Annotated in this window: 23 protein-coding genes; 13 read left to right on the forward strand and 10 right to left on the reverse strand. The window is 57.3% G+C overall.

Going from position 1 to position 25,354, the window contains the following annotated elements:
* Positions 1-114 precede the first annotated feature (114 nt).
* The 8 genes from SANT_RS21600 to SANT_RS21635 form a co-directional block, all read right to left on the reverse strand.
* Positions 115-972, reverse strand: coding sequence for a transporter substrate-binding domain-containing protein (locus SANT_RS21600; RefSeq protein WP_025424304.1), 858 nt, complete (start codon positions 970-972; stop codon positions 115-117).
* 51 nt (positions 973-1,023) lie between these two features.
* Positions 1,024-1,752 carry an ABC transporter permease gene (locus tag SANT_RS21605; protein WP_025424305.1) on the reverse strand — a complete coding sequence of 243 codons (729 nt, stop codon included), beginning with the start codon at positions 1,750-1,752 and terminating at the stop codon, positions 1,024-1,026.
* Positions 1,752-2,471, reverse strand: coding sequence for an ABC transporter permease (locus tag SANT_RS21610; RefSeq protein ID WP_025424306.1), 720 nt, complete (start codon positions 2,469-2,471; stop codon positions 1,752-1,754). Before SANT_RS21610 ends, SANT_RS21605 begins: the two co-directional genes overlap by 1 nt.
* Before the next feature lie 213 nt (positions 2,472-2,684).
* Positions 2,685-4,214 carry a histidine ammonia-lyase gene (gene hutH / locus SANT_RS21615; protein ID WP_025424307.1) on the reverse strand — a complete coding sequence of 510 codons (1,530 nt, stop codon included), beginning with the start codon at positions 4,212-4,214 and terminating at the stop codon, positions 2,685-2,687.
* Between the two features lie 260 nt (positions 4,215-4,474).
* Positions 4,475-5,446, reverse strand: a complete 972-nt coding sequence (locus SANT_RS21620) for a MurR/RpiR family transcriptional regulator (protein WP_237234714.1) — start codon at positions 5,444-5,446, stop codon at positions 4,475-4,477.
* Positions 5,447-5,530: 84 nt separating this feature from the next.
* Positions 5,531-6,088 (reverse strand): hypothetical protein, encoded by a 558-nt coding sequence (locus SANT_RS21625; RefSeq protein WP_025424309.1) that lies wholly within the window; start codon positions 6,086-6,088, stop codon positions 5,531-5,533.
* Positions 6,088-6,510, reverse strand: a complete 423-nt coding sequence (locus SANT_RS21630; RefSeq protein WP_025424310.1) for a DUF3830 family protein — start codon at positions 6,508-6,510, stop codon at positions 6,088-6,090. The genes SANT_RS21625 and SANT_RS21630 overlap by 1 nt, the downstream gene beginning before the upstream one ends.
* Before the next feature lie 623 nt (positions 6,511-7,133).
* Positions 7,134-8,096 (reverse strand): alpha/beta hydrolase, encoded by a 963-nt coding sequence (locus SANT_RS21635; protein WP_025424311.1) that lies wholly within the window; start codon positions 8,094-8,096, stop codon positions 7,134-7,136.
* 88 nt (positions 8,097-8,184) lie between these two features.
* On the opposite strand from SANT_RS21635, the gene SANT_RS21640 reads away from it, so the two are divergent.
* On the forward strand, positions 8,185-9,120 hold the full coding sequence (locus tag SANT_RS21640; protein WP_040133570.1) for a GlxA family transcriptional regulator: 936 nt from the start codon (positions 8,185-8,187) through the stop codon (positions 9,118-9,120).
* A gap of 68 nt (positions 9,121-9,188) precedes the next feature.
* On the opposite strand, the gene SANT_RS23105 is transcribed toward SANT_RS21640, so the two are convergent.
* The gene (locus tag SANT_RS23105; protein ID WP_025424312.1) at positions 9,189-10,223 is read right to left on the reverse strand and encodes a hypothetical protein; all 1,035 of its coding nucleotides are present in this window, start codon (positions 10,221-10,223) and stop codon (positions 9,189-9,191) included.
* A gap of 765 nt (positions 10,224-10,988) precedes the next feature.
* Here SANT_RS23105 and SANT_RS21650 point away from each other — a divergent pair.
* The 4 genes from SANT_RS21650 (at position 10,989) to SANT_RS21665 (ending at position 15,327) form a co-directional block, all read left to right on the forward strand.
* Complete coding sequence (locus tag SANT_RS21650) at positions 10,989-12,242, forward strand: winged helix-turn-helix domain-containing protein (protein WP_025424313.1); 1,254 nt, start codon at positions 10,989-10,991, stop codon at positions 12,240-12,242.
* Between the two features lie 560 nt (positions 12,243-12,802).
* Positions 12,803-13,828: a methionine ABC transporter ATP-binding protein gene (locus SANT_RS21655; protein WP_025424314.1), complete on the forward strand. Its 1,026-nt coding sequence runs from the start codon at positions 12,803-12,805 to the stop codon at positions 13,826-13,828.
* Positions 13,821-14,489 (forward strand): methionine ABC transporter permease, encoded by a 669-nt coding sequence (locus tag SANT_RS21660; protein WP_025424315.1) that lies wholly within the window; start codon positions 13,821-13,823, stop codon positions 14,487-14,489. The genes SANT_RS21655 and SANT_RS21660 overlap by 8 nt, the downstream gene beginning before the upstream one ends.
* A 19-nt stretch (positions 14,490-14,508) precedes the next feature.
* Positions 14,509-15,327: a MetQ/NlpA family ABC transporter substrate-binding protein gene (locus tag SANT_RS21665; protein ID WP_025424316.1), complete on the forward strand. Its 819-nt coding sequence runs from the start codon at positions 14,509-14,511 to the stop codon at positions 15,325-15,327.
* 313 nt (positions 15,328-15,640) lie between these two features.
* On the opposite strand, the gene SANT_RS21670 is transcribed toward SANT_RS21665, so the two are convergent.
* Positions 15,641-17,239 carry an ABC transporter substrate-binding protein gene (locus SANT_RS21670; protein ID WP_025424317.1) on the reverse strand — a complete coding sequence of 533 codons (1,599 nt, stop codon included), beginning with the start codon at positions 17,237-17,239 and terminating at the stop codon, positions 15,641-15,643.
* Positions 17,240-17,763: 524 nt separating this feature from the next.
* Here SANT_RS21670 and ehuB point away from each other — a divergent pair.
* The 8 genes from ehuB (at position 17,764) to SANT_RS21710 (ending at position 25,353) form a co-directional block, all read left to right on the forward strand.
* Positions 17,764-18,651, forward strand: coding sequence for an ectoine/hydroxyectoine ABC transporter substrate-binding protein EhuB (gene ehuB / locus SANT_RS21675; RefSeq protein WP_025424318.1), 888 nt, complete (start codon positions 17,764-17,766; stop codon positions 18,649-18,651).
* 18 nt (positions 18,652-18,669) lie between these two features.
* Entirely contained in the window at positions 18,670-19,638 is a 969-nt protein-coding gene (locus tag SANT_RS23110) for a succinylglutamate desuccinylase/aspartoacylase family protein (protein WP_081730528.1), read from the forward strand.
* 34 nt (positions 19,639-19,672) lie between these two features.
* Positions 19,673-20,347: an ectoine/hydroxyectoine ABC transporter permease subunit EhuC gene (gene ehuC / locus SANT_RS21685; protein ID WP_025424320.1), complete on the forward strand. Its 675-nt coding sequence runs from the start codon at positions 19,673-19,675 to the stop codon at positions 20,345-20,347.
* Positions 20,337-20,990: an ectoine/hydroxyectoine ABC transporter permease subunit EhuD gene (gene ehuD, locus SANT_RS21690; RefSeq protein ID WP_025424321.1), complete on the forward strand. Its 654-nt coding sequence runs from the start codon at positions 20,337-20,339 to the stop codon at positions 20,988-20,990. The genes ehuC and ehuD overlap by 11 nt, the downstream gene beginning before the upstream one ends.
* On the forward strand, positions 20,983-21,765 hold the full coding sequence (locus SANT_RS21695; RefSeq protein WP_025424322.1) for an amino acid ABC transporter ATP-binding protein: 783 nt from the start codon (positions 20,983-20,985) through the stop codon (positions 21,763-21,765). Before ehuD ends, SANT_RS21695 begins: the two co-directional genes overlap by 8 nt.
* 121 nt (positions 21,766-21,886) lie before the next feature.
* On the forward strand, positions 21,887-22,873 hold the full coding sequence (locus SANT_RS21700) for an ABC transporter permease (RefSeq protein ID WP_025424323.1): 987 nt from the start codon (positions 21,887-21,889) through the stop codon (positions 22,871-22,873).
* Positions 22,870-23,739 (forward strand): ABC transporter permease, encoded by an 870-nt coding sequence (locus tag SANT_RS21705; RefSeq protein ID WP_025424324.1) that lies wholly within the window; start codon positions 22,870-22,872, stop codon positions 23,737-23,739. Before SANT_RS21700 ends, SANT_RS21705 begins: the two co-directional genes overlap by 4 nt.
* A gap of 3 nt (positions 23,740-23,742) precedes the next feature.
* The gene (locus SANT_RS21710) at positions 23,743-25,353 is read left to right on the forward strand and encodes a rhodanese-like domain-containing protein (protein ID WP_081730529.1); all 1,611 of its coding nucleotides are present in this window, start codon (positions 23,743-23,745) and stop codon (positions 25,351-25,353) included.
* Position 25,354 lies beyond the last annotated feature (1 nt).

The following is a 25,354-nucleotide window of genomic DNA, read 5'->3' on the forward strand; positions in this document are numbered from 1 at the left end:
TCTCATGCGTGTTGGCCGCCCGTCCTGCCGTGCTGCACAGCGCGGCGGGACGACCGTCATCGTGCGCCCCCCGGCGCGCGGCCGATACGGGCGTTAAAGGATTGAAATGAACCGTCAAAGTGGGGTGACATCCATGCCAAAGGTGGCCTGCGATAGCCTTTTAATGGTCCCGTCGGCGCGGGCGGCTTTGATGGCTTCATCAAACATCTGCTTCAGATCGGTATCGCTTTTACGCAAGCCGATACCGGCGCCTTCACCCACCACGCCGCCCTGAAAGCAAGGGCCGGCCAACGCGATAGCGTCGCTACCCTGTTTTTTGATGACGCCCAACAAGGCATCTTTTGAGCCCACGATGACATCGACCCGCTCGGAAGCGAGATCCAAATCGCGCGCATCTGGGGTTTTATACTGGCGGATTTGCACGGCGTCTTTCAGATAGGTATTGACGAAAGTCACCGACGTCCCGGCGGCCAGCGTTCCCATGGTTTTGCCTTTTAAAGCGGCATTGACCTTCTGTAGGGCGGACGCGGACGCCGCGCTGTCCTCCAGCGAAATAATGCTATCCTCTGGCGGCAACCGTTTGGCGATATCGCTGCCGGGTGTGGTGGCGAAGGTATAGCATAACGACGCGTAGGGGATTGAAAATGCGATGGATTCTTTGCGTTTTGGCGTAATGGCCACGTCATCGAGAATGGCATCGAATTTGCCGGCGTTAAGGGCCGGGATCATACTGTCGAATGCCTGGCTGGTGAGCGTGCATTTTACCCCCATCCGCTTACAGAGATCTTTGGCGAGATCAATTTCAAAGCCGGCCAGCGTGCCGTCTGCCTGGGTATAATTCCACGGGTAAAACCCGCCCTCGGTGACAATTTTGACCTCTGTCCATTTCTTATCGGCAGCCTGAACGGAAAGACAGCCCATGAAGATCAGGACGACAGCGACAGCAAGCCGCGAGGCAACAAGCGTATTCATATGACTTTTCCTGTGTGTAAGTGAACGTAATGGACTGCATTTCGGGTTGCGTTAATGAAAATCGGAACCGGGCGCTTTTAACCTGACATTGACGGTAACAGGGCGCTTATGGGCGCTAAGTTTGTATTCGATGGCCTGTATTAGCCGCGTGAGAATAAAGTTGATGACCAGATAAATAACGCCGGCGGCGATAAACACGGGAAGAGGACGATAGGTTTCTGACGCTATTTCACCCGCAATGCCGGTCACTTCCATCAAAGTCACCAGCGACACCATTGAGGTTGCCTTGATCATAGCGATGACCTCATTACTAAAAGCCGGTAAGGCCTGGCGAATGGCAATGGGGAGAATAATCCTGCGGTATAACACCACGCCGGACATACCGCAGGCACGGGCGGCTTCGATTTCATCAATCGGCACCGATTGCAAACCGCCGCGAATGATTTCGGCAGCGTATCCCGAGCTATTGATAATCAATGCCAGCAGCGCGCAGTAATAGGGCGTGCGTAAAAAGGGCCACAGGATGCTATGCCGCACGGCGGCGAATTGCCCGACGCCGTAATAAATCAGAAATAATAATACCAGCAGCGGCGTGCTGCGAATGACCTGGACATACACCCAGCCAACGGTGGCGGCAAAGGGGTTGCGCGCCAGGCGAATAAGCGCAAACAGCAGTCCCAACAGTGCGCCACATAACAATGACAAGGCGGCCAGCTCCAGCGTTAGCGGAATGCCGGCGGCCATGCGTTTGATGCAGTCGAGCAGAAAGACCCAATCCATTATGCCCTCCTCACGCCGCGCGAGTAATGGCGCTCGGACAAGTGGACCAGAATGCTCGACAGGCACGCCAGCAGGATATACAGCGCGGCGGCGGCCAGATAAAAATTGAAGGGTAAGCGCGTCGAACCCGCCGCCACCTGCGCCTGGCGCATCAGCTCCGCGACGCCGGTGACGGAAAGCAGCGACGACTCTTTTAACAGCCCTAGCCAAACATTACTGATGCCGGGAATGGCATGCCGTAACGTCAGCGGCGCGATGATCCGGCGAAAGCGGAGGAAAAAGTTCATGCCGAACGCCGTTGCCGCTTCCAGTTCGCCTTTGGCGACCGCCAGGAAGGCGCCGCGCAGCACTTCGGCGCTCAATGCGCCCGCGATGACGCCGATAGCCAGGGTGCCGGCGAGAAAGCCCGGCAACGCGAAGAAACCCTGACGGCCGAAATAATCCGCTAATTGGGTCATCACCGCGCTGCTGCCGAAATAAAACAGGTAAATGACCAACAGATCGGGCACGCCGCGCAGCACAGTGGTGTAACCCTCCGCCAGCAGGCGCAGGACCTTGCCGCCGGCGAGCTTGGCCCAGGCGACCACGGTCCCGATAACAAGACCGAGGATAAGCCCACCCAGGGCGGCGGCCAGCGTCACCCGTACGCCTGATAACAGAATGGCTCCCCATCCTTGCTGACCGAAACCGAGTAACGTCACAAAGCTTTCACTGTTCACATTGATATCCGCCCGGAGAACCGTTTGCTGGATCTGCTAGTCAAACCGACAGAGTGCGTTAACGCCGCCCTGCCGGCTGTGAAATACGACCTCGTCCGTGTGAGTAAAGTAAATTAGGTGAATTGAAAAATACAATATTAAAAAGTTATGTATAAAATGATTCTTTTACTTTTTCGTCGGCGGCGCCGCCGACGGAGAAATCAGCAAAACAGATTACAGAACAAGGGCCTCTGGCACCGGAACCGACGCATTGAGCGCGCCTGACGCGATCAGTTCAGCCGCCAGGGTGACATCGGTAGCCATGTAACGATCCACCTCTAACGGGGGGATAACCTCCCTTAACGTCGCGACGGCGGCGGCCAGGATGGCGCTGGTGGTGAGCGGGGCGCGGAACGTTATACCCTGCGCCGCCGCCATGGCTTCGATACCGACGATCCCATAGAGATTTTCCGTCATTGGCAGGAGACGCCGCGCCCCGTGGCAGGCCATGGAAACATGGTCCTCCTGATTGGCTGAGGTTGGCGTGGAGTCCACCGAGGCCGGAAACGCCATCTGTTTGTTTTCCGACATCAGCGCGGCAGAGGTCACTTCGGCAATCATCATGCCGGAATTCAGCCCGGGACGTTTGGCCAAAAACGCAGGCAGGCCATAAGACAGGGCGGGGTCAACCAGCAGCGCGATACGGCGCTGGGTGATGGCGCCTATTTCACAAACCGCGATGGCTATTTGATCGGCGGCGAACGCCACGGGCTCGGCATGGAAATTGCCCCCCGAAATCACCGTATTATCCGATAAAATCAGGGGATTATCGGTGACCGCGTTCGCTTCCGTTTGCAGCGTTTTTGCCGCGGTGCGCAGCAGATCCAGACAGGCGCCGTACACCTGCGGCTGGCAGCGGATACAATAGGGATCCTGTACGCGCTCATCGTTTTCCAGATGGCTTGCCAGAATGGCCGAACCCGCCAGCAGATGGCGTAACATGGCGGCGGCGTCAATTTGCCCCTGGTGACCGCGTAACGCATGGATATCGGGATGAAAGGGCGCCGCCGAGCCCATGGCGGCTTCGGTTGACATTGCCCCGGTAATCAACGCGGACACGGCCGCCCGATGCGCCCGAAAGAGGCCCGCCAGAGCCAGGGCGGTGGAGGTTTGGGTGCCGTTAATCAGCGCCAGCCCTTCTTTGGCGGCCAGCGTCACCGGCGACAGGCCCGCTTTTGCCAGCGCAACGGCGCCGGGCAGGCGCGCCCCTTGGTAATCGGCTTCGCCTTCGCCGATCATCACGGCGCTCATGTGGGCAAGGGGGGCCAGATCCCCAGAGGCGCCCACCGAGCCTTTCTCGGGGATCACGGGTATAACCCCTTGCGCCAGCATCCCCTCGAGCAGGCGTATCAGCTCAAGTCGTACCCCGGAAGCCCCGCGCCCCAGCGAAATGAGTTTCAGCGACATGATAAGCCGGACGACGTTTTCCGGCAAAGGCAGGCCGAAACCGCAGCAGTGGGACAAAATCAAGTTTCGCTGCAAGGTTGCCACATCGCCACTATTGATTTTAATGGAAGCCAGTTTGCCAAATCCCGTATTGATGCCGTAAACGGGTGCCTCTCCTTGGGCAATGACGGCAATACGTTCGGCGCCGCGTATAATGGCAGCGTCCGCGCTGCGGTCGAGTCGCGCTATTTCCCCCTGCCAATAAATGGCTTGCAACATGGCCAGCGTGACTTCGCCCGGCTTCATTATCATGCCCATATCACCCTCATCTCTTCTCTTTACGGCGAGCGCGCGCAGCGCAGACAAAGTCCTATCGCCATTGCGACAGAATCGATGCCAGCCATCATGTATTAAATTGTCGTCAGCTCAGAAAGTTATGTGCCGTTCGCCCTTCAGATACGGGGCAATAGGCAAGCGCCACGGCGCCCCTTATCGGGGAATGTCATTCAGTTCTGTTCACGCTTATTGACGGGGCCGCACGGAGTGCAATTAATGCGGCCCTGCGTCGCTTCATTTATTTAGCGGATAAAGACTTTTCTTTTCCGCGATGAAATATCGACTTGATCCAGCCTTTTTTGAGATTCCGTTTTCATGTGGTTGCACATGGCGTCGAGTAATACCGACACCAACAACACCGGCGAAGAATAAGAATCAAAAACCAGGTCGGTATTGATCGGCGCCTGTAATACCCGGTCCGCCCAGGCCGAATTATCCGCCAGACTGACATCGGTAACGAGTACCACGGTTAAACCAATTTCTTTGGCGAATTCCATCGCCTTGAGCGTTTCTCGGGGATAAAGCGGCATCATAAACGCCAGCAGCGTTTTTCCCCCCGCCGCTTTCACCTGTTCAAGAATATCTTCGATAATCGACCCGCCGCCGCTCAGTAATCGGACATCCGGATGAACTTTGGCGGCGAAATAAGAAAATTGCGCGGCCAACCCCGCGGCGGCTCTGAGTCCAAGAACGGCCAGCGGACGTGACGTCGCCATCGCTTTGCCGAAGCCGTCGATGAGCGCTTCATCGCCGAGGACAGCGTTAAGCATCTCCAGGTTCTGTATTTCGGCCAGCGCGGCCGCCTGATAACGGTTGGTAGTCGGCTCCATTGGCGCGTCGGAGGCCACCAGGTTGGCGCGCAGGTGTTTCCGCATTTCCAGATAGCCGTTAAACCCCAGCGACGTCGCAAAACGGGTGACGGACGGCTGGCTTACGTTCGCGAGTTTGGCCACCTCCAGGCTGGACAGGAAGCCTATCTCGTTTCTGTTCTCTATCAGGCATTGGGCGATTCTGCGCTGTGCCGGCGTGAGCCGCTTACCTTTGGCGCGCCGCTCAAGCTCACCATAAATAGCGCTACGCTCATTCGGCGCCTGACCTGCCTTTTCGGCGGCCGCGTCGACGAAAACCGTATCCTGAGTCAGTTCGCTATCAGCCATCATTATCCCTAGGTTATTTACTTCGCTAACGTCATCACAATCACGCTGTCCCGCCATTCGCCGCCATCATTCCCGCATTTGACAGCGTAATGCAACTTTTCTTTGGCCTGCGCGTACGTCTGTTAACGTGGCTATGCAAGGTTAATAAGGTTTCTCAATCAGCGACAGCAGTTGCGCCATCCCCTGCATTTCAGCGGGTTTACGGTGCGGAAACGCCACGCCCAGGTTCCACGGGAAGATATAATGGATCCAGCGGTGCATGCGAATAACGTACGTCATCATTGCGCCGGTAAGCTTAACATAGTCTTCCTTGGTCTCTAGTTTGTCTAACGCGTCGGAATACATCTGACCGATCTGATGCATATTTGTCAGGCCGAGATCGGTCATGAACTCGAATACATTAAAGGTCGCCGTAAGAAACTCACGGGTAATCCGGTTGAGCGTGGCCAGCGGCAAATCGTCGTATTGCGATATTTTTAGAAAGCGGTACATCACGTCCGCACCCACCAACATCAGATAGGCTTCAAGATGGACCAGGACGGAGAAGGACTGTTCCGCGCTGCCGGCGCCGCTATCGATAATGCCCCAGCGGATCTTCTGGATTTCTTCCGGCTCATGCCGCCATACGCGATCAATTTCCGCTTCGATAAGCGCTTTGGCCTGTTGCCAATCGCCGTCAAATTTGCTGAAAGTTGACATCAGGACGCCCTCTTGACGTTAATTTCAATCACTTTGCGCCGCGGTAACGCGACGGTGTTTTCCCAGACATAGGTGCCCACCTTTTCAAGCTGCGCGAGATCCTCCGCCGGCACCTCGGCGAATTGATTCACGGTGGCGCTCTCGGTAATGCGGCCATAGGTCAGGCAAATTGTCTGCCCAGGGGCGTAAAGATAAACCGCGCCGGGGGATCGCTGGACCATGTTGCTGCGACCGAGATGAACAATGCGCGTAGGCATCCAGATCGCCTCTCCAGACACCACTACATGGCCGAGCACGCTTTTCAGCGGGAGTTGCGCCAGCACCTGCTCAACCACATCGGGGTTTTGTTCACGTAAGAGCCGGGCTCTGAACTGTATATCCAGATCTGGCACGTCAAATTCAAGCATTTCAGCAGCAGACATAACGCATCCCTTAATGAATAAAACGATACAATTATTTATGTATGAAATATTCTATACCAATAAATAATGTATAGATCCATTCTTTTTTATCCCATATTGCCGTTTTGTGACGGGTTGAGCCAATTTCATGCAAACGTCGGTCTTGCCGAACAGGTGGAAAATCGCCACGGGCCGCAGCGGTCAATAGGTGGGGCGATGACAGGATAAAGAGCGCAAAGCGGGCGCCGTGGCGCAGTTTGGGGGAAGCGATGGGGCGGCCACCGTTGGGCGGTATCACCCGCGGGCACGGCTAAGGCGCTGATCATACGTCAGAGTGCCGCTGCCGCCGTTACGCCCTTTCCTGGAGTGAGTATTCAAATTAGCGTGACAAGGCGCTAACCGTACATCAGACTGCCGCTGTCGCTGTCGCTGTCGCTGTCGCTGTCGCTGTCGCTGTCGCTGCCGCTGCCGCTGCCGCTGCCGCTGCCGCTGCCGCCGTTACGCCCTGTCCCGAAGTGATTAACCTAGCCGGCGCTTCCCGGGAAGCTGGCGTGCCCGGGTGCATGCGCGCGGCGGGCCCGGCAACAGGTGCTGTTGGCGCCTGGAACAACGGTTCTCGCCTAGAGAAGAATTGCGGCGGCGTATCAGGCCGCGGGGGAGGTGCCTAGGAAACGGCCAATCGCCGCGCAGCGCAGCTGTAGGGCTTGACGGGCGATAGCCGCGTCCGGCGCGAGTAGCTCGAAGCCGTGGTTGACGCCCGGATAAAGATGGCACTCCACCGGCACGCCGCTTGCGGACAATTTTTGCGCCCAGAGGATGTTTTCCCCACAAAACAGATCCAATTCACCCACATCGAGATAGGTGGGCGCCAGTCGCGCAACATCCTCCAGCCGAGCCGGGCTAATGTAGGGAAGAACCGCGTCGCGGGGGGTCGGCGGAAGTCTGGCGCGCCAGGCGGTTTGAATCTCATCGGCGGTAATGGTCAAAAAAGGGGATATCGCCGCGCTTTGTTCCACCGTGCGATGGTCAAGCATTGGGTAAATCAGCACCTGACCGGCCACGGGAATGCCGCGATCGCGCGCAAGTATTGCCGTCGATGCGGCGATACCGCCGCCGCCGCTATCGCCCATCAGTACAATGCGTGCCGGATCGATGCGCCAGCGCGCGGCATTATTGCGCAACCAGATCAGAGCGCTTAATGCCTGCTCCGTTTGCACATCTCCGGTAACCTCAGGGGCAAGCGTGTAATCCAGCGCCAAAAAGCTGACCCCGCTGTGGGCGACATACTTCGCCACTATCTTATGATATAGCGCAATGTCGGCGGCAACGCCGCCACCGCCGTGGATGAAGAGTACCGCGCCGGCGGAGGCTCTATCGGCGGGATGGTACCAGCGCGCCAAGAGCGTCTCTTCACCAAAGGGAAGGCTCACATCCTGCGTTTTGATGCCCGCTGTTTCGGGCAGTTGGTCGTTGACTAAGGCGTAAAACGCTTCACTGCGGGTGCGCCAGCTCATCACATCGCCCACCTGATAAGCGGGGAACCGATCAAAGCGGGGCTGTAGCCGGGCGAGTTGGGCGGCGAGTTCTGGATCCATCGTATAGGTCATCGCGATTCTCCTGCGGGTATGGGTTGACATCAGCGAGTATATCGCAGCATATTTTGTCTTAAATGACATACTTCGGCTTTTTTCGGACATGACGCAGCGCATCGGTTTTTTGATATTTCCCGGTTTTAATCTGCTCGATCTTAGCGGGCCGCTTAGCGTATTCGAGACCGCCAATCAGCATTTGGCCGGGGAAAATCGCTATCTCTTGCAGGTTTGCGCGGCGACCGCCGGCATGATAAGCAGCTCCAACGGCTTGCGGGTGCAGGCCCGCGCGGTGGATAAACCTTTTACCACCTTCATCGTGGTGGGCGGGAGCGGCGTCAGTCAGGCGAGTCGCGATAGTGCCTTACTGGCGCTGCTGCAAAGCGATAGCGCCCGGCGTTATGTTTCCGTTTGTACCGGGGCGTTCCTTCTGGCGGCGGCGGGGAGGCTGGCGGGAAAACGGGTGACCACCCATTGGCGGCGCGCCGCGGAGCTCCAGCGCCTGGTGCCCGACGCCCGCTTGCAGCCTGACAGCATTGTGGTGCAGGACGGCGATATCTGGACGTCGGCGGGAGCCACCGCCGGCATGGACATCGCGCTGGCGTTGATAGAGGCGCAAAATGGTGCATCCTTGGCCCATCAGGTCGCGCGCGAGCTACTCATCCCCAACCGCCGCACGCAGGGGCAATTACAGTTTATGCGCCTACGGGACATTACGCCGCCGTCCCCGCGCGTTCAGCGCGTGCTGGCGTTTATTGGCGACAACCTTCACGGCAACCTCAACGTCACTACGCTGGCCGAGAAAGCGCATCTCTCCACCCGGCAATTCACGCGCGAGTTTGTTGCCCATACCGGCCTGACCCCCGCGCGGGCGGTAGAGCGATTACGGGTAGAATATGCCCGCAGCCGCCTGGAAGGCAGTAATGAAACGCCCGCGGCCATTGCGGCGCAGGCGGGGTTTAGCGACACCGCCTTAATGCGTAAAGCCTTTTTACGCTGCCTGAATACCACGCCCCAACGGTTGCGCAAAGCACAATGGTAAGCCACGCGGCCGGCCCCGGAATGACGAACGCGAGACGCGGGCTTGCGCGCCGGCGAATGCGACGCCAGCTACTTATCTTCTTCGTCGCTGCTTAATTGCTTATCGGCGGCATTTTCCAAGGCGATTTCACCCAGGATCGCTAAAGCATCCTCGTCCACCAGGCCAAACCTTTCGACAACCGATTCAATAGAGGCACCCCGGCGCAGGCTTTGCCCTGCCGGGCCGTCCACCGCAATCAACTCAAGCTCCCTTCTGGGCCAATAGAACTCAATGCCGTGGGCCTGGGCGACGGTCTCACAGGATTCGCCGTTCTTGACGCGCTCTCCGGCCAGGCCCGATACGGCTATCAATTCAAGCTCTTCATTGGCGAGATACTCAAGCATGCCGAACTCCGCGGCGACGGTCCGGCAGGATTCACCCTGCCTGACGCGCTGACCGGCCGGTCCCTCCACCGCTTTAAGCTCTAGCTCATTCTTCACTTTCCAATGGGTTATGCCGAAGGCGTCAGCGACCTTCTGGCAGTGTTCACCGCGTTTAACGCGTTCGCCCGCCGGACCCTCCATCGAAAGCGTTTCGAGCACGTTAATAGCCGTGTAAGTAGTGATGCCGAAAGTGTCAGAGACCTTGAGGCAAGATTCACCTTGTTTCACCCGCTGCCCCGCCGGGCCTTCTACCGAGACCATCTCTAGCGCTTCTTTAGCCTGCGGGGTCAATGCGCCCAGGATTTGTCCCACGTTATGACAGGATTCGCCCTGTATGACCCGTTCATCGGCGATGACCTTGGCCATACCGACATAGCCCCATAGAGGAATGGTGCGTAACGTTTCACCGGCCACTCGCCTCAACTGACGCCAGCACATCGGTGGCGCTTGTAGGCAAAGTCGTCTGTATTGGCGGAGATCGAAGGGGCGAAACGCCGGCTGTAAATAACGGGCTGCTGCCAGGGTTACCAGTCTGGGTACGCTTGGCGGGGCCTTTGCGGGCGGGGCGGTCGCCGCAATCAACGAGCGGACGAGTCTGGCATCGTCGGGGGAGTTGTCGGGATCGATGCGTTGTAAATGTGCGGCTGAAAGATCTTTCGCGATGGCGGGTACGGGAGACATGGCATTCTTACCTCGATAGTAGGCGCCTGATAGCAACCATCGTCTTGTGCCGCCTAGGCCGAAAGGGGCGGTGTGTTAAGCAATATCGCGCGACACCGCTTTCGGCCTAGGCTGCAAGGGGTCATATCAGGATGCAAAAAGAAAACGGCAAGGGAACCGCGGCCGCCCGTGCGTTAGGGGCGTTAATTGACCGCGTAGGAATCGATGCATGGAGCGCCGCCCTCTGGCGCATCACTATGCAATTCCCGCCGGCAAGGCGCCATCAGGCTTTCACCTTGAATCGTGTCAGTGTGCTTCGGTAAACGGTAGCGAGGGCGGGGTTAATCGTTGCAAACGTGGCAGGCGTCGCGCCACGGGCGGTGGCATAACGGAGCGTTTGATGGAAATTGGCTTGACGAAAGCCCGGCTCGCCACACGCTTGACCCTCATCGTGTCTAAACTACAAGATAGAGGATAGTGGGAGTCGCGATAGCTTACCTTCCCACGTCGGCTCGGCGGCACCCACCAGGAGATGACGATGATTTTCCCTTGCACTTTCCTTATTTTCAATGCACGACCCTCTACTCGGCCGGTGAATGGTACCCTCCGGGGTGAGCGTCGGCCTTTCGACAGCGCTGCGTGGCGCAAAGGCCATGCCGGCGGCGGTGAGAACGCGGAGCCGGGAAGTGAATGGAGCAGGGGATGCCGCTGTATCGCCCGGGCGCGACCGGGCAGGGTAGAGGCGACGTGGCGCGCTTGCCTCGCCCTGGTAAGGGAGGTGAAGCCGTGAAGCTGGACCTCTCCCTTGCGCAAGCGCGCCGTATCGCGCTTACCGCCCAAGGCTTTAATGGCTTGACGCGCAGCGAGCCCGTTAGCGCGGCGCAGTTAGGCCGATCGCTGGCCAAACTCGGGCTGCTGCAAATCGACAGCGTCAATGTGCTGGTTCGCGCTCAGTATCTACCGCTATATTCACGTTTGGGCAATTACGATCGCGTCGCGCTTGATGCGCTGGTCGCGGCCAGGCCCAAACGCTACTTCGAGTATTGGGGGCATGAGGCCTCCTTACTGCCGGTGGCGCTTCACCCGCTGCTGCGCTGGCGTATGGCGCGCGCGCTGCGGGGCCAAGGCGTCTGGCGTCAGCTTGCCCCTTATGCGCATGAAAAACGGCCTGAAGCGGAGGCCTTACTCGCCCGCATTGGCGCTGAGGGGCCGCTGGCGGCTTCCGACGTGGCGGGGGGCAAGGCCGCAAAGGGTATGTGGGTATGGAGCAACGCCAAACATGCGCTCGAATGGCTATTCTGGGCGGGGCTGGTGGCCGCTACCCACCGCCGTGGCAGCTTTGAGCGCGTTTATGACCTGCCGGAGCGGGTATTGCCGCGCGCCGTCTTGCAGTTGCCCACCCCGGATGACACTGACGCCAGGCGCGGGCTCCTCCAGCACGCCGCACGGGCGCTGGGCATCGCGACCGCGGATGATTTGCGCGATTATTACCGTCTCCCCGCCGCCGACGTTCGGCTGCCGCTTGAACAACTGGTGGAAGAGGGCGTCCTCATTCCGACGCGTGTGCGTGGGTGGACGCAGCCGGCTTATTTACACCGTGACGCGCGCGCCGGCCGCAAGATCGCGGGTGCGGCGCTTCTCTCCCCTTTTGATCCCCTGATTTGGCACCGGCCGCGCACCGAAAGGCTGTTCGGGTTCCGCTACCGGCTGGAAATTTACACTCCCGCCCACAAACGCGAGCACGGTTACTATGTCTTGCCCTTCCTGCTTGATGGCGCGCTGGTGGCGCGGGTAGATCTCAAAGCGGATCGCAAAACCGCGACGCTTTGGGTGCAACGCGTCCATGTCGAGCCGGGCGCGCCGCCGTCGACGCTGGCGCGGCTGGCCGACGAGCTTCGCCTCATGGCCGCCTGGCTGGGATTATTGCGGCTTGCCGTGGCTGCCGACGCGTCTGGCGAGCCGTTGTCGACGATGCTCTGCGCGCGCATAAGGCAGGCGATGGCGGACTCGGATGGCTGCGGGCGCCGGGAGCAGGCCTAAAACAAGAGGTGATCGATAACCGTTATCCGGGCCGATATCCGGGCGGTGGCCCGTCGCGGCAAAGCGTTGGCCACCGGCCGACCGGCGAAAGTCCTTATGTTCTGACCCGAAACCTCTCGGTTGGGTAACGCGCTAGCATCGCGCCGGTCAGGACGTTATTACCCTGCGCCCGATGAAGGCCTGGCTGCGCATTAAGCCAGCGCGGTCATCGGGTATGGGAACGCGGGGCGCATTACTGTGTTTACCGCGCCGGTTTTAAATAAGCCTGGGTTGTGCGATGAAATAACCGAATTCATGGCGTTAAGCCTGCGGACAAATAACAATTTTGGCAAAGAAAATGCGCGAAAGAGATAATCGGCATCCAAGTATTAAGCCAAGATAAAATAACCACGACGATATAGACAATTTTCATCTATCTAAGAAGTTAATGTTTCTTTTTAGCGCCCTATGATTCACTTATTATCCCGCCAAGCGCCAGCGCTTCACAGGAATTAACAATAATCACTTTATTGCTTTTATTTTGGTCATAATTTTGTTAGCGGCAAAAGGATCATCCGTTTATGATCGCGCTTTCTCAGGTATCCAAAGTTTTCATGCATCACGCTCAGCCGATCATGGCTGTGGATAATGTCAGTCTAGAAGTTGAGAAGGGCCAGATTTACGGCATTATCGGGTATAGCGGGGCGGGTAAAAGTACCTTAATCCGTTTACTCAACGGCCTTGAAACGCCGACGTCGGGAACGATACATATCGCCGGTCAAGATATCGCCCAGGCCCGCGGCGAGGCGCTGCGACAGGCGAGGCTGAAAATAAGCATGATTTTTCAACATTTTAATCTGCTTTGGTCGCGCACGGTGAGTGAAAACATCGCCTTCTCCATGCAAATCGCCGGCACGCCCAAAGCCGTCATACGTCAGCGCGTGGCCGAATTGATCGCGCTTGTGGGGTTACAGGGAAAAGAGAATAGCTATCCCTCGCGGCTCAGCGGCGGTCAAAAACAGCGGGTCGGTATTGCCCGGGCGTTGGCCAATGCGCCGGCAGTGCTGTTGTGCGACGAGGCCACCTCGGCACTGGATCCGCAAACCACGGATGCCATTCTGGATTTATTGTTGGATATCAACCGCCGGCTGAATCTGACGATTGTACTGATTACTCACGAGATGCACGTGGTGCGCAAGATCTGCCGGCGGGTAGCGGTAATGGAAAACGGGCGCATCGTTGAACAAGGCGACGTCCTGGATGTCTTTACCCGTCCTCAGCAGCCCATCACCCGGCAATTTGTCAACCAGGGCGGCCAGTTTCGTGACCCCGGCGCCGGAACAGACCTGCGATTGCTGCAAACCCTGCCCGGCGTCACTTTAAAACTGACCTTTGTTGGCCTGAGCGTACAGCAGCCGGTAGTGGCGGAGTTGATGCTGCGCTATAACCTGCCACTGACGATTCTGCACGGCGCTATCACTCAGACCGCCAACGGCATTTTTGGCGAATTATGGCTTCATGGGGCGATTAGCGCCGAACAACTTCCGTCGATATTGGCCGATTTACGCCAGCATCCTGTTGCCGTGGAGGTGATAAAACATGGCTGAGCCTCTGTTGCCCCACGTGAATCTGGCCCAGCTCTGGGCCGCCAGCGGCGAAACCCTGTATATGACCGCGTTAGCGGGTGTAGCGACCGGGATAGTGGGGTTGATGCTGGGGATGGCGTTATTTCTCACCGCCCGCGGTGGTCTGTTTCACCGTCCCGTGGTCTATGGGGTGTTGTCGGTCGTGGTCAATGTTTTCCGCTCCATCCCGTTTATTATTTTGATCGTGTTGCTGATCCCGTTCACCAAGGTGGTGATTGGCACCATTCTCGGGGCCAATGCCGCATTGCCGGCCCTTATCGTCGGCGCCGCCCCTTTCTATGCCAGGCTGGTGGAAATCGCCTTACGCGAGGTGGATAGAGGGGTCATCGAAGCGTCACGCGCTATGGGGGCGCGGACCGGCACGTTGATTTTCCGCGTGTTGCTACCGGAGTCTTCGCCGGCCTTGGTTTCCGGTATCACCGTTACATTAATCGCTCTGGTCAGTTACAGCGCTATGGCCGGTGTCATCGGTGCCGGCGGATTGGGAAATTTGGCTTATCTGGAAGGGTTCCAGCGTAACCATAATGACGTCACGCTCGTGGCAACCGCGATGATCTTGATTATCGTTTTTGCCATTCAATTATTAGGTGACATTGTCACTTCATTGCTCGATAAACGTTAAACTCACCTCAGGACAAACGATGAAAAAAACATTAACCTTGCTGACCGCCGCGGCTTTGGTAACGCTTAGCCTTTCCGCTTCCGCCTGGTCCGCTGTACTCCGGGTTGGCGCATCCAATGTACCGCACGCTGAAATACTGGAACAGGCTAAACCCATTCTGGCCAAACAGGGGATTACACTTAAGATCACCCCCTTCCAGGACTATATTTTACCCAATACCGCCTTGGCGAGCCGTGATATCGATGCCAATTATTTTCAACATATTCCCTATCTCAATAGCGTCATTAAGGATCACGCCGGGGATAAAAGCTACGACTTCGTCAGCGCCGGCGCTATTCATATCGAACCCATCGGTATTTATTCAAAACGCTACAAGAGCCTGAAAGCGCTACCGCAAAACGGCAAGATCATCATGCGTGACGCCGTGGCGGAAGAGGGGCGGATATTGTCAATTTTCGAGCGGGAAGGGGTTATCAAGCTTAAACCCGGCGTCAGTAAGATAGATGCGCGTATCACCGATATTATCGATAATCCGAAACATTTACAGTTCTTGCCGAATATCGAAGGGTCGCTGTTGCCGCAAATGTACAATAACGATGAAGGGGATGCGGTGGTCATTAATGCCAATTATGCCATTGATGCCGGTCTCGACCCGGTTAACGATCCTATCGCGGTGGAAAGCGGCGAGAATAACCCTTACGCCAATATTATCACCGTGCATCGCGGGGACGAGAACAAGCCGGACATTAAAGCCTTAGTCGCAGTGCTACATTCCAAAGCGATTCAGGATTTTATTCGTAATAAATATAAAGGGGCCGTGATTCCGGTAAATGGCTGAGCGGTTTTGCGGCGTGGGGGCGAGAATGGCTTATAACGCATAGCCGCCCCGGTCTCGCGGCCGGCCGGAACACATCAGCGCACGGGTTGACGCGCCGTGCGCTATGCCATGCAACGGCCCATTGGCAACCCGGCGGAAACGGCGCACGATCACCGGCCCAGCGGCAGGCTAGCGGGAAAAAAGGCTTGGCCGCCGGCCCGGCAGAATCGGCGCATGGCCGTCGATACAACGGCAGGCCCGACGAAACGGCACACGGCTACCGGTCCAGCGGCAGGGCCAGCGGAAAGGGGGCTTAGCCGCCGGCCTTAACAGGTTAGTCTAGTTTGGCTTTGGCGAAATCGCTGCCGTTCAGGCTGACGCTATAGCCGGTGACATTCTTGCGGGTAACATAGAAGGTTTTGCCGTTGGCCAGCGGTATCCAGGGCGCCTGCTGATGGAACACCGCTTGTGCCTGTTGGTAGAGCGGTGCGCGCAGGGCGGGATCGCTAATGGTCTTGGCCTGTTGCACCAACGCGTCGTAGTGCTTATCACACCACAGTGCCGCATTTGAACCGCTTTTAATGCTGTCACAACCCAATAAAACATTGGCAAAGTTATCCGGATCGCCATTATCCGACACCCAGCCGAACAATGCGGATGAATGCTCGCCCTTGCGAACGCCGGCCAGATATTCACCCCATTCAAAGGTGATGATTTTGGCGGTGACGCCCACTTTAGCCCAGTCACTTTGAATCATCTCGGCAATACGGCGCGAATTGGGATTATAAGGGCGCTGTACCGGCATCGACCATAGATCGGTGGTGAAGCCCTGCTCGAAGCCCGCCTGTTTCAGCAATGCCCGCGCCTTGGCCGGATCGTATGGGTAATCGGCAAGCGCTGCGTCAAAGCCGAGCATATTGGGCGGGATAGGGGATTTCGCTACCGCGCCGGAGCCCAGAAATACGGCATCGATAATGGCTTTTTTATCTACCGCGTAATTTAGCGCCTGGCGTACCAGAACATTGTTAAAGGGTTTTTTCTCGGTATTAAACGCCAGATAGCCAACATTCATACCGTCCACGCTGTGGAGGGTCAGATTGGGATCGTTGCGGATCTCATCGAAGTTCACCGGGTTGGGGGCCGGCATAATTTGGCATTCATTCTTCTCAATCTTGGCAAGCCGGGTGGTGACATTAGGCGTAATAGCGAAAACCAGGCGCTTGGTGGGTACCTCACCTTGCCAGTAATGCGGGTTGGCTTCATAGCGAATAATAGAATCGACTTTATATTCCTTCAGATTATACGGGCCCGTGCCGATAGGATCGGTATCCACCCGTTCCGGCGTTCCTTGTTTTAGCATGGCGTCGGCGTATTCCGCCGAGAGGATCGACGCGAAGTCCATGCCCCAGTCGGCCAGAAAGGTGGCGTCGGGATGGCTAAGGGTAAACTGCACATGGTAATCGTCCAGTTTTTTGACGTCCTGGATCATTGCGCCCAGACCAATGTCGTTAAAATATTCATAGGCCGCGTGGGAAAAATTGTGATAGGGATGTTGGGCATCTTTCTGCCGCATAAGGGAGAAAATGACATCATCGGCGTTGAAATCACGGGTGGGCGTAAAATAGTAATTGCTATTGAACTTCACCCCCTGACGTAGGGTGAAGGTATAGGTTTTGCCGTCCGGGCTGATTTTCCAAGCGGTGGCGAGCGAGGGGACCGGCACATTGTCGCTTTCACGGAAGGCCACCAGCCGATTATACAGCACTTGGGAACTGGCGACGAAAGACGGACCGGAACTGGCGATTTGCGGATTGAAGGATTCCGGCGAGGCTTCCGAGCAATAGACCAACGTCCGGTTGGCAGCGGCGAGCGCCGCGCTGGTCGGTAATAAGGAGCCGATAAACAGTGCGAGAAACGTTTTCCTGAAGTCCATTTTTCCTTGCCTTAATGATGTGAATTATGAAGTATTATTGACCGCGACAGTATAAACGGCGAGGGGGTTAACATTAAAAATCATATCCTTCTTAAGGATTGCAATTTGGCTATAAGCGCGGGCGGCAAGATGAAAGGGTTGCTTGCCGAAGCAAAAGCGTCCAACGTCGGTACGGCACAGCACAGCACAGCACAGCACAGCACAGCACAGCACAGCACAGCACGGCACGGCACTACACGGCCCTTGCCCGCACCGCAGCGCGCACTGGCTGGCGGGACGGATACTATCTTCCCGCCAGCTATTAGGTTAAATGCCATGCAAAAACCTCCGCAGGGTTAACGGTTTATCCCTGACAGCGGGTCGTCAGTTTCTGTCTATCGTATGCTGAAAATGTTATTTAGCGAACGGCGTAGGCCATGGTCTACTTTTTCCACGGTTATCTCATTCCGGTTTGCATACGATCTTGCGCCGTAGCGGCCCCCGTTCTGGCCGGGATCCTTAATGCGTTCTTCCCAGGAAAAATCATGAAATCAAGTTCTACATTCTCTCTCGCCGGGGTGGTCAGCACCGTTGTCTTACTTGGCGCGGTATTGGCTCTGCCGGCCTCGGCACAAAGCTTGCTTGATAAAGCCAAAAGCCAGGAACCTTTGGTTGCGGGTATCGCCAATGAGCAGCCCTATGGCTATATCGGGCCCGACGGTAAAGCCACCGGCGCCAATATCGAAGTATTACGCGCGGTACTCAAGCCTTTGGGAATGACGAAAATTGACACCCCTATCGTGGATTTTGGCGCATTGGTGCCGGGCCTGGCGGCCAAACGCTTTGACGTCATCGGCGCCGGGCTGTTTATCAATCATGCCCGCTGCCAAGTGATCGGCTTTTCCAATCCGGTCACCCGTTCCGGCGGCGCCTTCATTGTCAGAAAAGGCAATCCGCTTAATTTGCATAGTTTAAAGGATGTGGCCGCTAACCCGCAGGCGCGTCTGGGTACGCAAAACGGAACGAATCAAATCCAGGAAGCGAAAGACAGCGGCATCGCCACCGCCAATGTGGTGCTGTTTGACAAAGATACGGAGGCATTGGCGGCGTTAAAGGCCAAGCGTATCGATGCGGTCTATTTCCCAGATGCGGAAATAATCAGCCTACTGAAAAAAGAAGCCGATCCCACCGTGGAGCGCGCGTTACCCTTCCAGCAGATACCCGATGCGCACGGACAGCCGGGTTATAACTATCATGCCTTTGGTTTGCCGCGAAACGATCGGGCCTTTATTGACGCGTTTAACGCGCAGCTTAAAGCGTTGCGCGCCTCCGGCGAGCTGTTGAAAATATTACAAAAGTATGGCTATACCGCCAACGAGCTGCCGCCGGAAGATATTCAGGCCAGTCAGCTTTGCGCGACCCCCGGTAAATGATTTGGTGCAGGTACGCCTATGATTAAACACACTTTAGGGCAGCAGGGTCGCTTGCGGTGGGGGAATCTTTCTTTTCATCCGCCGCTGGTGGCCGCTCTGCAATTGCCCTGGTTTGAGATTACCGCCGCCGAACCCGGACCTGAGCTTGCCATTATCGCCGGTATGCATCCCAACGAAGTGGCGGCAATGGAGGCCGCTCTGCGGCTAACGAGCTATTTCGCCGACCATCTGCGGCGGGGCAGTGTGGCTATTTTGCCGATAGTGAATATGCCGGGCTTGTACAGTCATGCCGAGTTCGTTTGTCCGGTGGACAATAAGAATATGAATTTTCTCTCGCTGGGGGATCCGCAGGGCAGCTTCAGTGAAGTGCTGCTTGATCAGATAGTGAATGTCTGGGCAAAAGACGCCGCGGTGCTGGTGGACCTGCACGGCGGCGATTTGCGCGAGGAAGTGGCTAAATTTGTAATGTGCCAACTGACGGGCCAGCCGGAATTTGATGCCCGTACCCGCGAACTGGCGCATCAGTTTGATGCCGATGCCATTGTTGAATTCGCCGCCGATCAGACCAATAACCGCGGCCGGGCCACCAATGAATTACCCTGGCTCGGCCGCCATGCGGTCATGTCCGAGGGTGGCGCCAACGGCATTCTGGATGAAGAAAACACCCTATTCCATTTTCATGGGGTGGCGAATATCGCTCGTTATCTCGGGCTGACCGATCAAAGTTTGACGCCGCGCCGCCGTCGCAACCGTGTGGTAAGCAATTTCTTCAAAGTGCAAGCGCCGCGCAGCGGCCGGCTGTATCTCGACGTGGCGGCGGGTGACATTGTCAGTCAGGGACAGCGGCTAGGCAGAGTCGACGATATTTTCGGCGCCCCGCAGGGGGAGATTGTCGCCCCGTTTGCCGGATTGGTATTGATGATCGTTAATCACAATATCACCTCCGAGGGTGAGTGGTTGATAAGTCTGGCGCCGCTTGAGGCTTGAGCGCCAGACATGGGTCGGAGATGCGTTGAGGTTAATGGATAGCGAAAATTTGGCGTTTATTGCGCATCAGTTGGCGAAAGGTGTCGGCGTCACGGTGCAAATTACTTTCCTGGCCGCGCTATTGGCGCTGGCGCTGGCGTTTATCGTTGCGCTGTTGCGGCTGTCGCCCTGGCGTCCGGTGCGGATTGCCGCGCTCGGCTATATTGAATTCTTCAGGGGCACATCGGCGCTGGTGCAGCTGTTTTATCTGTTTTTTATTTTGCCGCTATTGGGTATTTCACTGGCGCCGATGACCACTGCGGTCATCGGGCTGGGGCTGAATTTTTCTTCCTTCGGCGCGGAAATTGTCCGCAGCGCGCTGATTAACGTTAGCCAGGGGCAGCGGGACGCCTTGTACGCTCTCGACTTCCCTCCCTTTGCCGCGCTGCGGCGTATTATCTTGCCGCAGGCTCTACCGTTTATGCTCCCCCCGCTGGGCAATCTGCTGGTGGAACTGCTCAAATCCACCTCGTTGGTGTCAATGATCACCCTCAGCGATCTGACATTTTCCGGTGCGACGGTTATCACCACGCTTGGGCATCAAACGTTGATTTGGAGTGTGGTGCTGGGTTGCTATTTTCTGCTGTCGTGGCCGCTGGCGCTGCTGGTGCGACGTTACGAACGTCACCTTGCCCGCCACCGCCGCACCGGAGGACAGTATGGAATTTGATGTGGAATTTGCCTGGTCAATTTTGCCGGCATTACTGGCCGGATTGTGGGTTACGCTTAACGTCGTGCTGGCGGGATTTTGCTGCGCGGTACTAGTAGGGGGCGTCATGGCCGTCGCGCGCGGCAGCGCGCTACGGGGTCTCCGTGTGATAAGCACGGCCTATACCACGTTTTTTCGTCTCACGCCGCTGTTGGTGCAGCTGTACTTTCTCTTTTTCGCCCTGCCGCTAAGCGGCCTGAGTCTGCCGGCGATGGCGACCGGGGTATTGGGTCTCGGCCTCTATTACGGCGCCTATATCGCTGAGGCGTTTCGCGGCGCTATCAACGATGTACCGGCCGGTCAATGGGAAGCGGCGCAGGCGCTGGATTTCGCGCCCGCCGTGCTGTGGCGGCGGATTATCTTACCTCAGGCCTTAAAACCGATGCTGCCGATATTGGGCAACTACCTGATTGGCATGTTTAAAGAAACGCCGTTGCTGGCGGTCATTACCATTCCTGAATTGTTTCAGGCCGCCAAGCAAATCGCCGGTATGACCTATCGCTATGACGAACCCTATACCCTGATGGCCGTGCTGTTCCTGGCGATCAGTCTGCCGACCTCGTTGCTATTTCGCTATTGGGAAAAAAAACGCGCTCATGCCTAATCCTGCTTCCTCTCTCCAGACGACACCGCTCATTTCTTTTGCCCAGGTAGTCAAAGATTACGCTGAGACCCGCGTGCTGGACCACCTCAATCTGGCCATTCCCGCTGGACAAAAGGTGGCGCTGATTGGCCCTAGCGGGTCCGGTAAATCGACCATTTTGCGGCTAATCAAGGGTCTGGAGGCGGTCTCCAGCGGTACGGTGATGATTGAGGGGGAAACGGTAGCGGCGGACCGTGGGCGCCGTCGCTGGTTTAGCCGGCGGCCGGTGCGCCATCAAGTCGGTATGGTGTTTCAGCATTTCAACCTGTTTCCCCATTTGACCGTGGAACAGAACATCATGGAGGCACCGCGTCAGGTGTTACGGTTGAGCGTCGATGAGGCGCGGGCGCGGGCGCACGATTACCTGCAAATAGTGGGGTTGGCCCATAAAGCCCAAGCCTGGCCCGCCACGCTGTCCGGCGGCCAGCAGCAACGGGTGGCGATAGCGCGGGCGCTGGCGATGCAGCCGCGGATCATGTTATTTGATGAGGTGACGTCGGCGCTGGACCCGGAATTGGTGGGGGAAGTGCTTAACGTTATCCGCAACATTGCTCATGAGCGCAATATGACCTTGTGTCTCGTCACTCATGAGATGTCTTTTGCCCGCGATGTCGCCGATCGCGTCCTGTTTATGGAAAAAGGGAAAATCGTTGATGACGGCTCCCCGGACACCGTGTTGATATCGCCGCGTCATCCGCGGACCCGCCAATTTCTTAATATTTTGACGGAACGTTAAGCGCCGAAAATAGGGTCTGCCACGTCGGTATCATCCTATCTCATTCAGTGTATGTCCTTATGAGGATAATGTTGTTTGTTTCCTAATGGTTATCGATATGATGCCAAACGGAGGAAACAATATGAATAGTACCATTAACTATGTCGGCTGGCGGGTCCTTCAAGTTATACCCACATTAATTATCATTATCTTGCTGGCTTTTGGTTTGATGAAACTCGCCCCTGGCGATATGGCGGATGTTATTGCCTCGCAATCGGGCGGCGCTTCCGCAGAATACATGAATGAAATGCGCCACTTATACGGGCTGGATGTTCCGATTTGGCAGCAGTTTTGGCACTATTTGCAGTCACTTTTCACTCTAAAGATGGGCTATTCATTTTTATATAATGCTCAAGTTTCCGAATTAATTTTCAGCCGCCTGCCGGCGACATTATTGTTGGCGTTAACGGCCATATTATTTGCCTTGGTATTGGGTGTATTGCTGGGCATTGTGGCGGCGCGCTATCGGGGCTCTTTTGTTGATGGTTTCATTTCCGTCTTTTCCACCATCGGTTTCGCCACGCCGCTGTTCTGGATAGGCTTACTGTTTATCGTGGTTTTTGCACTCTGGTTACGCTGGTTGCCGGTCGGCGGGTTCGCCACCGTGGGGGCCGATTTTCCCAACCGCTGGGCGTATCTGTTGGACGTGCTGCATCACCTTATCTTGCCCGCTTTTTCGCTAAGCCTGTTTTTTTTATCGGTATACGTTCGTTTGACCCGTTCCGCTCTGCTGGATGTTTATCACCAGGATTATGTCCGCACCGCGCGGGCCAAAGGTCTGACGGAGTGGCGCGTCATTTTTCGCCATATGCTGCGCAATGCGGCTTTACCCATCGTCACGCTAACCGGGCTGGAAATTGGCGGTTTGCTTAGCGGATCGGTCGTGATTGAAACGGTGTTCGGCTGGCCAGGGATCGGACGCCTGGCCTATGACGCGGTATTGCAACGGGATATTAATCTGCTGCTGGGTATTTTTTTACTGAGTTCGCTACTGGTGGTGGCAATGAACCTGCTGATTGATTTGCTGTATGTGGTGCTCGATCCGCGTATCGGGAGGCGCCGCGCATGACCACGATGACCCTTCGCCCCGCGCGTAGCCTGTTTGCCGGCCTGGGGCGCGCCAAACGTTCGCCCTCCTTACTGATAGGTCTCGCGCTATTGGTTGCCATCATTGTCTGTGCGCTGCTGGCACCCTGGCTGTTTCCCGATGATCCGCGGGAAATGGTCGGGGCGCCCAATCAATGGCCCGGTAGCGCGGCCGGCTTTCCCTTGGGGACCGATATGATGGGCCGCGACGTCATGGCGCAATTGTTCTACGGCGCGCGTGCCTCATTGGCGATAGGCCTCATCGCCACCGCCCTGGCGCTGATCGCGGGGGTGGTGATCGGGGTTATCGCCGGCTATTACGCCCCCAGCTGGATTGACGATGTACTGATGCGCTTCACCGAAGTGTTTCTCACCATGCCGCGGCTGCTGTTCGCTATCGCCATCATTCTGGTCATGGGGCCGACGCTGTTTAGTCTGTCGTTGGCGCTCGGGGCGACGTCGTGGCCGCAAATCGCCCGACTGGTGCGCGCGGAAGCCATGAAGATTCGTGAACAGGACTTTATTCGCGCCGCCGCGACTATCGGCATTGGCGATAGGCGCATTATCTTCCGCCACGTTCTGCCTAACAGCGTGACGCCGGTGATGGTGGCATCGTCGGTATTGATTGCGCAAATTATCTTATCCGAAGCCTCGCTCTCCTTTTTGGGCCTGGGCGATCCCAGTCTGGTCTCGTGGGGCGCGATGGTGGGCGCGGGCCGGGAGGTGTTACGTACGGCCTGGTATATGGCAGCGCTCCCCGGTCTGGCCATTTTTTTCACCGTGATGAGTTTCATGCTGATAGGGAATGGCTTAAACGATCTATTCAATCCACGCTTAACGGAGTCCTGACCCATGGCCAGAGCTGATTTTCCCTCAATGGATGTCGCTACCCTTAACGCGCGTTTGCGTAAGCCGCATGAAATTGCGCTGATTGATATTCGCGAAGCCGGTGAGTACGGTAGCGGGCATGCCCTGCTGGCGGTCAATTTACCCTGGAGCGTGTTGGAAGTGAACGTCACGCGGCTGATTCCGCGCCGCGGCACTACCGTGGTAGTGCAGGATGAGGAGGGCGGGGATCGAGCAGGGCAGGCGGTATTGCGCCTACAGCAGCTGGGCTATCGCGAGGTTTATCTGGCGCTGGGCGGGGTCATTGCCTGGCGGCAGGCGGGTTATGCTTTATTTCCCGGCGTTAACGTCCTTAGTAAGGCGTTCTCTGAGTGGCTGGAACATAAGGCGCAAACCCCTTCCCTGACGGCGGAGACGGTGTATCAATGGCAATTGAGCGGCAAGCCGCTGTTGTTGCTCGACGGCCGCACGCCGGAAGAGTTTCGCCAACACCACATACCCGGCGCCATTAACTGCCCGAACGCGGAGTTGCTACCCTGGCTGAAAAAGCAGTCTTTCCCCGCGGATCTGCCGGTGGTGATTACCTGCGCAGGGCGCACCCGGGGTATTATCGGCGCGCAATCACTGATTGATGCGGGCGTGCCGCAGCCGGTAGCGGCGTTGGCGGGGGGCACCCAGGCGTGGCGTATCGCGGGGCAGCCGCTGTTGAGCGGTGGCGAGACGCCGCTGCCGCCCCGGTTGCCGCCGCAGGGAAACCGGCCGTCGGCGCTGGACGCCCCGGCGATCCCTGACATCAGTCGGGGGACTTTGACGCAATGGCAGGCGGATGAAAGTGTCACCACCTATGTGTTCGACGTGCGCAGCCGCGAAGAGTATCTCGCAGGAACCCTGCCGGGCGCGTTATGGGTGCCCGGCGGCCAATTGGTGCAGACCCTTGATGAGTATGCCGCGACGCGGGGCGCGCGGCTGGTGGTGTTTGATCCTGCCGGAGAGCGGGCGCAATTTGCCGCCTGGTGGCTCTATCAGCTCGGCTGGTCGGTCAGCCGGTGTCTGGACGATGGCGACTTGGTCATTCCGACGCCCCGGGAGCCCGATCTTAGCGCGCTTTTCCCTGACATCGGCACGCTGGACGCCCGTAAGGCGCGCGCGCAGCTGACGCCCGAGGTGCAGTTGCTAAGCGCCGATCGCAGTAAGCCGTATTTGCAACGGCACATCGCGGGCGCCCGCTGGGTCAATCGCGCCCGGTTAGCGCAGGCGGTCGAGCGCCTGTCTGCCGATAAGCCAGTGTGGGTATGTGCTGAACAGACCGAGCTGGCCCACGCCGTGGCGTGGGATCTGCGCACCCGCTTCCGCATTGCCGCGCAGGTGGTGACGGGGGATGCGGCTGCCTGGCAGGCGGCCGGCTGGCCGCTTGTTGAAGATGACGCTTCGCTGGCGGAGAGCGAGCGTAGCGATTTTCTTTTCTGGCTGCACGATCGACACAGCGGCAATTTGCAGGCATCGCGCGATTACCTCGCCTGGGAAGCCAGCCTGCCGGCCGCGGTGGCGCGCGAAGGGGGACATGGTTTTCGACGGCTCGGCCCCGGTGGCCGCACCAACGAGGAGAGCGGCGATTGAA

This window comes from Sodalis praecaptivus (genome assembly GCF_000517425.1).
Taxonomy (GTDB): Bacteria; Pseudomonadota; Gammaproteobacteria; order Enterobacterales; family Enterobacteriaceae; genus Sodalis_A; species Sodalis_A praecaptivus.

Excerpts from the sequence above, each read along its gene's own strand:
- SANT_RS21705 (WP_025424324.1), top strand. The coding sequence starts at position 22,870 with ATGACCACGATGACCCTTCGCCCCGCGCGTAGCCTGTTTGCCGGCCTG.
- SANT_RS21600 (WP_025424304.1), bottom strand. The coding sequence starts at position 972 with ATGAATACGCTTGTTGCCTCGCGGCTTGCTGTCGCTGTCGTCCTGATC.
- SANT_RS21695 (WP_025424322.1), top strand. The coding sequence starts at position 20,983 with ATGCCTAATCCTGCTTCCTCTCTCCAGACGACACCGCTCATTTCTTTT.
- SANT_RS23110 (WP_081730528.1), top strand. The coding sequence starts at position 18,670 with ATGATTAAACACACTTTAGGGCAGCAGGGTCGCTTGCGGTGGGGGAAT.
- SANT_RS21620 (WP_237234714.1), bottom strand. The coding sequence starts at position 5,446 with ATGGCGGGACAGCGTGATTGTGATGACGTTAGCGAAGTAAATAACCTA.
- SANT_RS23105 (WP_025424312.1), bottom strand. The coding sequence starts at position 10,223 with ATGTCTCCCGTACCCGCCATCGCGAAAGATCTTTCAGCCGCACATTTA.
- SANT_RS21670 (WP_025424317.1), bottom strand. The coding sequence starts at position 17,239 with ATGGACTTCAGGAAAACGTTTCTCGCACTGTTTATCGGCTCCTTATTA.
- SANT_RS21660 (WP_025424315.1), top strand. The coding sequence starts at position 13,821 with ATGGCTGAGCCTCTGTTGCCCCACGTGAATCTGGCCCAGCTCTGGGCC.
- SANT_RS21625 (WP_025424309.1), bottom strand. The coding sequence starts at position 6,088 with ATGTCAACTTTCAGCAAATTTGACGGCGATTGGCAACAGGCCAAAGCG.
- SANT_RS21605 (WP_025424305.1), bottom strand. The coding sequence starts at position 1,752 with ATGGATTGGGTCTTTCTGCTCGACTGCATCAAACGCATGGCCGCCGGC.
- hutH (WP_025424307.1), bottom strand. The coding sequence starts at position 4,214 with ATGGGCATGATAATGAAGCCGGGCGAAGTCACGCTGGCCATGTTGCAA.
- ehuD (WP_025424321.1), top strand. The coding sequence starts at position 20,337 with ATGGAATTTGATGTGGAATTTGCCTGGTCAATTTTGCCGGCATTACTG.
- SANT_RS21630 (WP_025424310.1), bottom strand. The coding sequence starts at position 6,510 with ATGTCTGCTGCTGAAATGCTTGAATTTGACGTGCCAGATCTGGATATA.
- SANT_RS21655 (WP_025424314.1), top strand. The coding sequence starts at position 12,803 with ATGATCGCGCTTTCTCAGGTATCCAAAGTTTTCATGCATCACGCTCAG.
- SANT_RS21635 (WP_025424311.1), bottom strand. The coding sequence starts at position 8,096 with ATGACCTATACGATGGATCCAGAACTCGCCGCCCAACTCGCCCGGCTA.
- SANT_RS21640 (WP_040133570.1), top strand. The coding sequence starts at position 8,185 with ATGACGCAGCGCATCGGTTTTTTGATATTTCCCGGTTTTAATCTGCTC.
- SANT_RS21710 (WP_081730529.1), top strand. The coding sequence starts at position 23,743 with ATGGCCAGAGCTGATTTTCCCTCAATGGATGTCGCTACCCTTAACGCG.
- ehuC (WP_025424320.1), top strand. The coding sequence starts at position 19,673 with ATGGATAGCGAAAATTTGGCGTTTATTGCGCATCAGTTGGCGAAAGGT.
- ehuB (WP_025424318.1), top strand. The coding sequence starts at position 17,764 with ATGAAATCAAGTTCTACATTCTCTCTCGCCGGGGTGGTCAGCACCGTT.
- SANT_RS21665 (WP_025424316.1), top strand. The coding sequence starts at position 14,509 with ATGAAAAAAACATTAACCTTGCTGACCGCCGCGGCTTTGGTAACGCTT.
- SANT_RS21700 (WP_025424323.1), top strand. The coding sequence starts at position 21,887 with ATGAATAGTACCATTAACTATGTCGGCTGGCGGGTCCTTCAAGTTATA.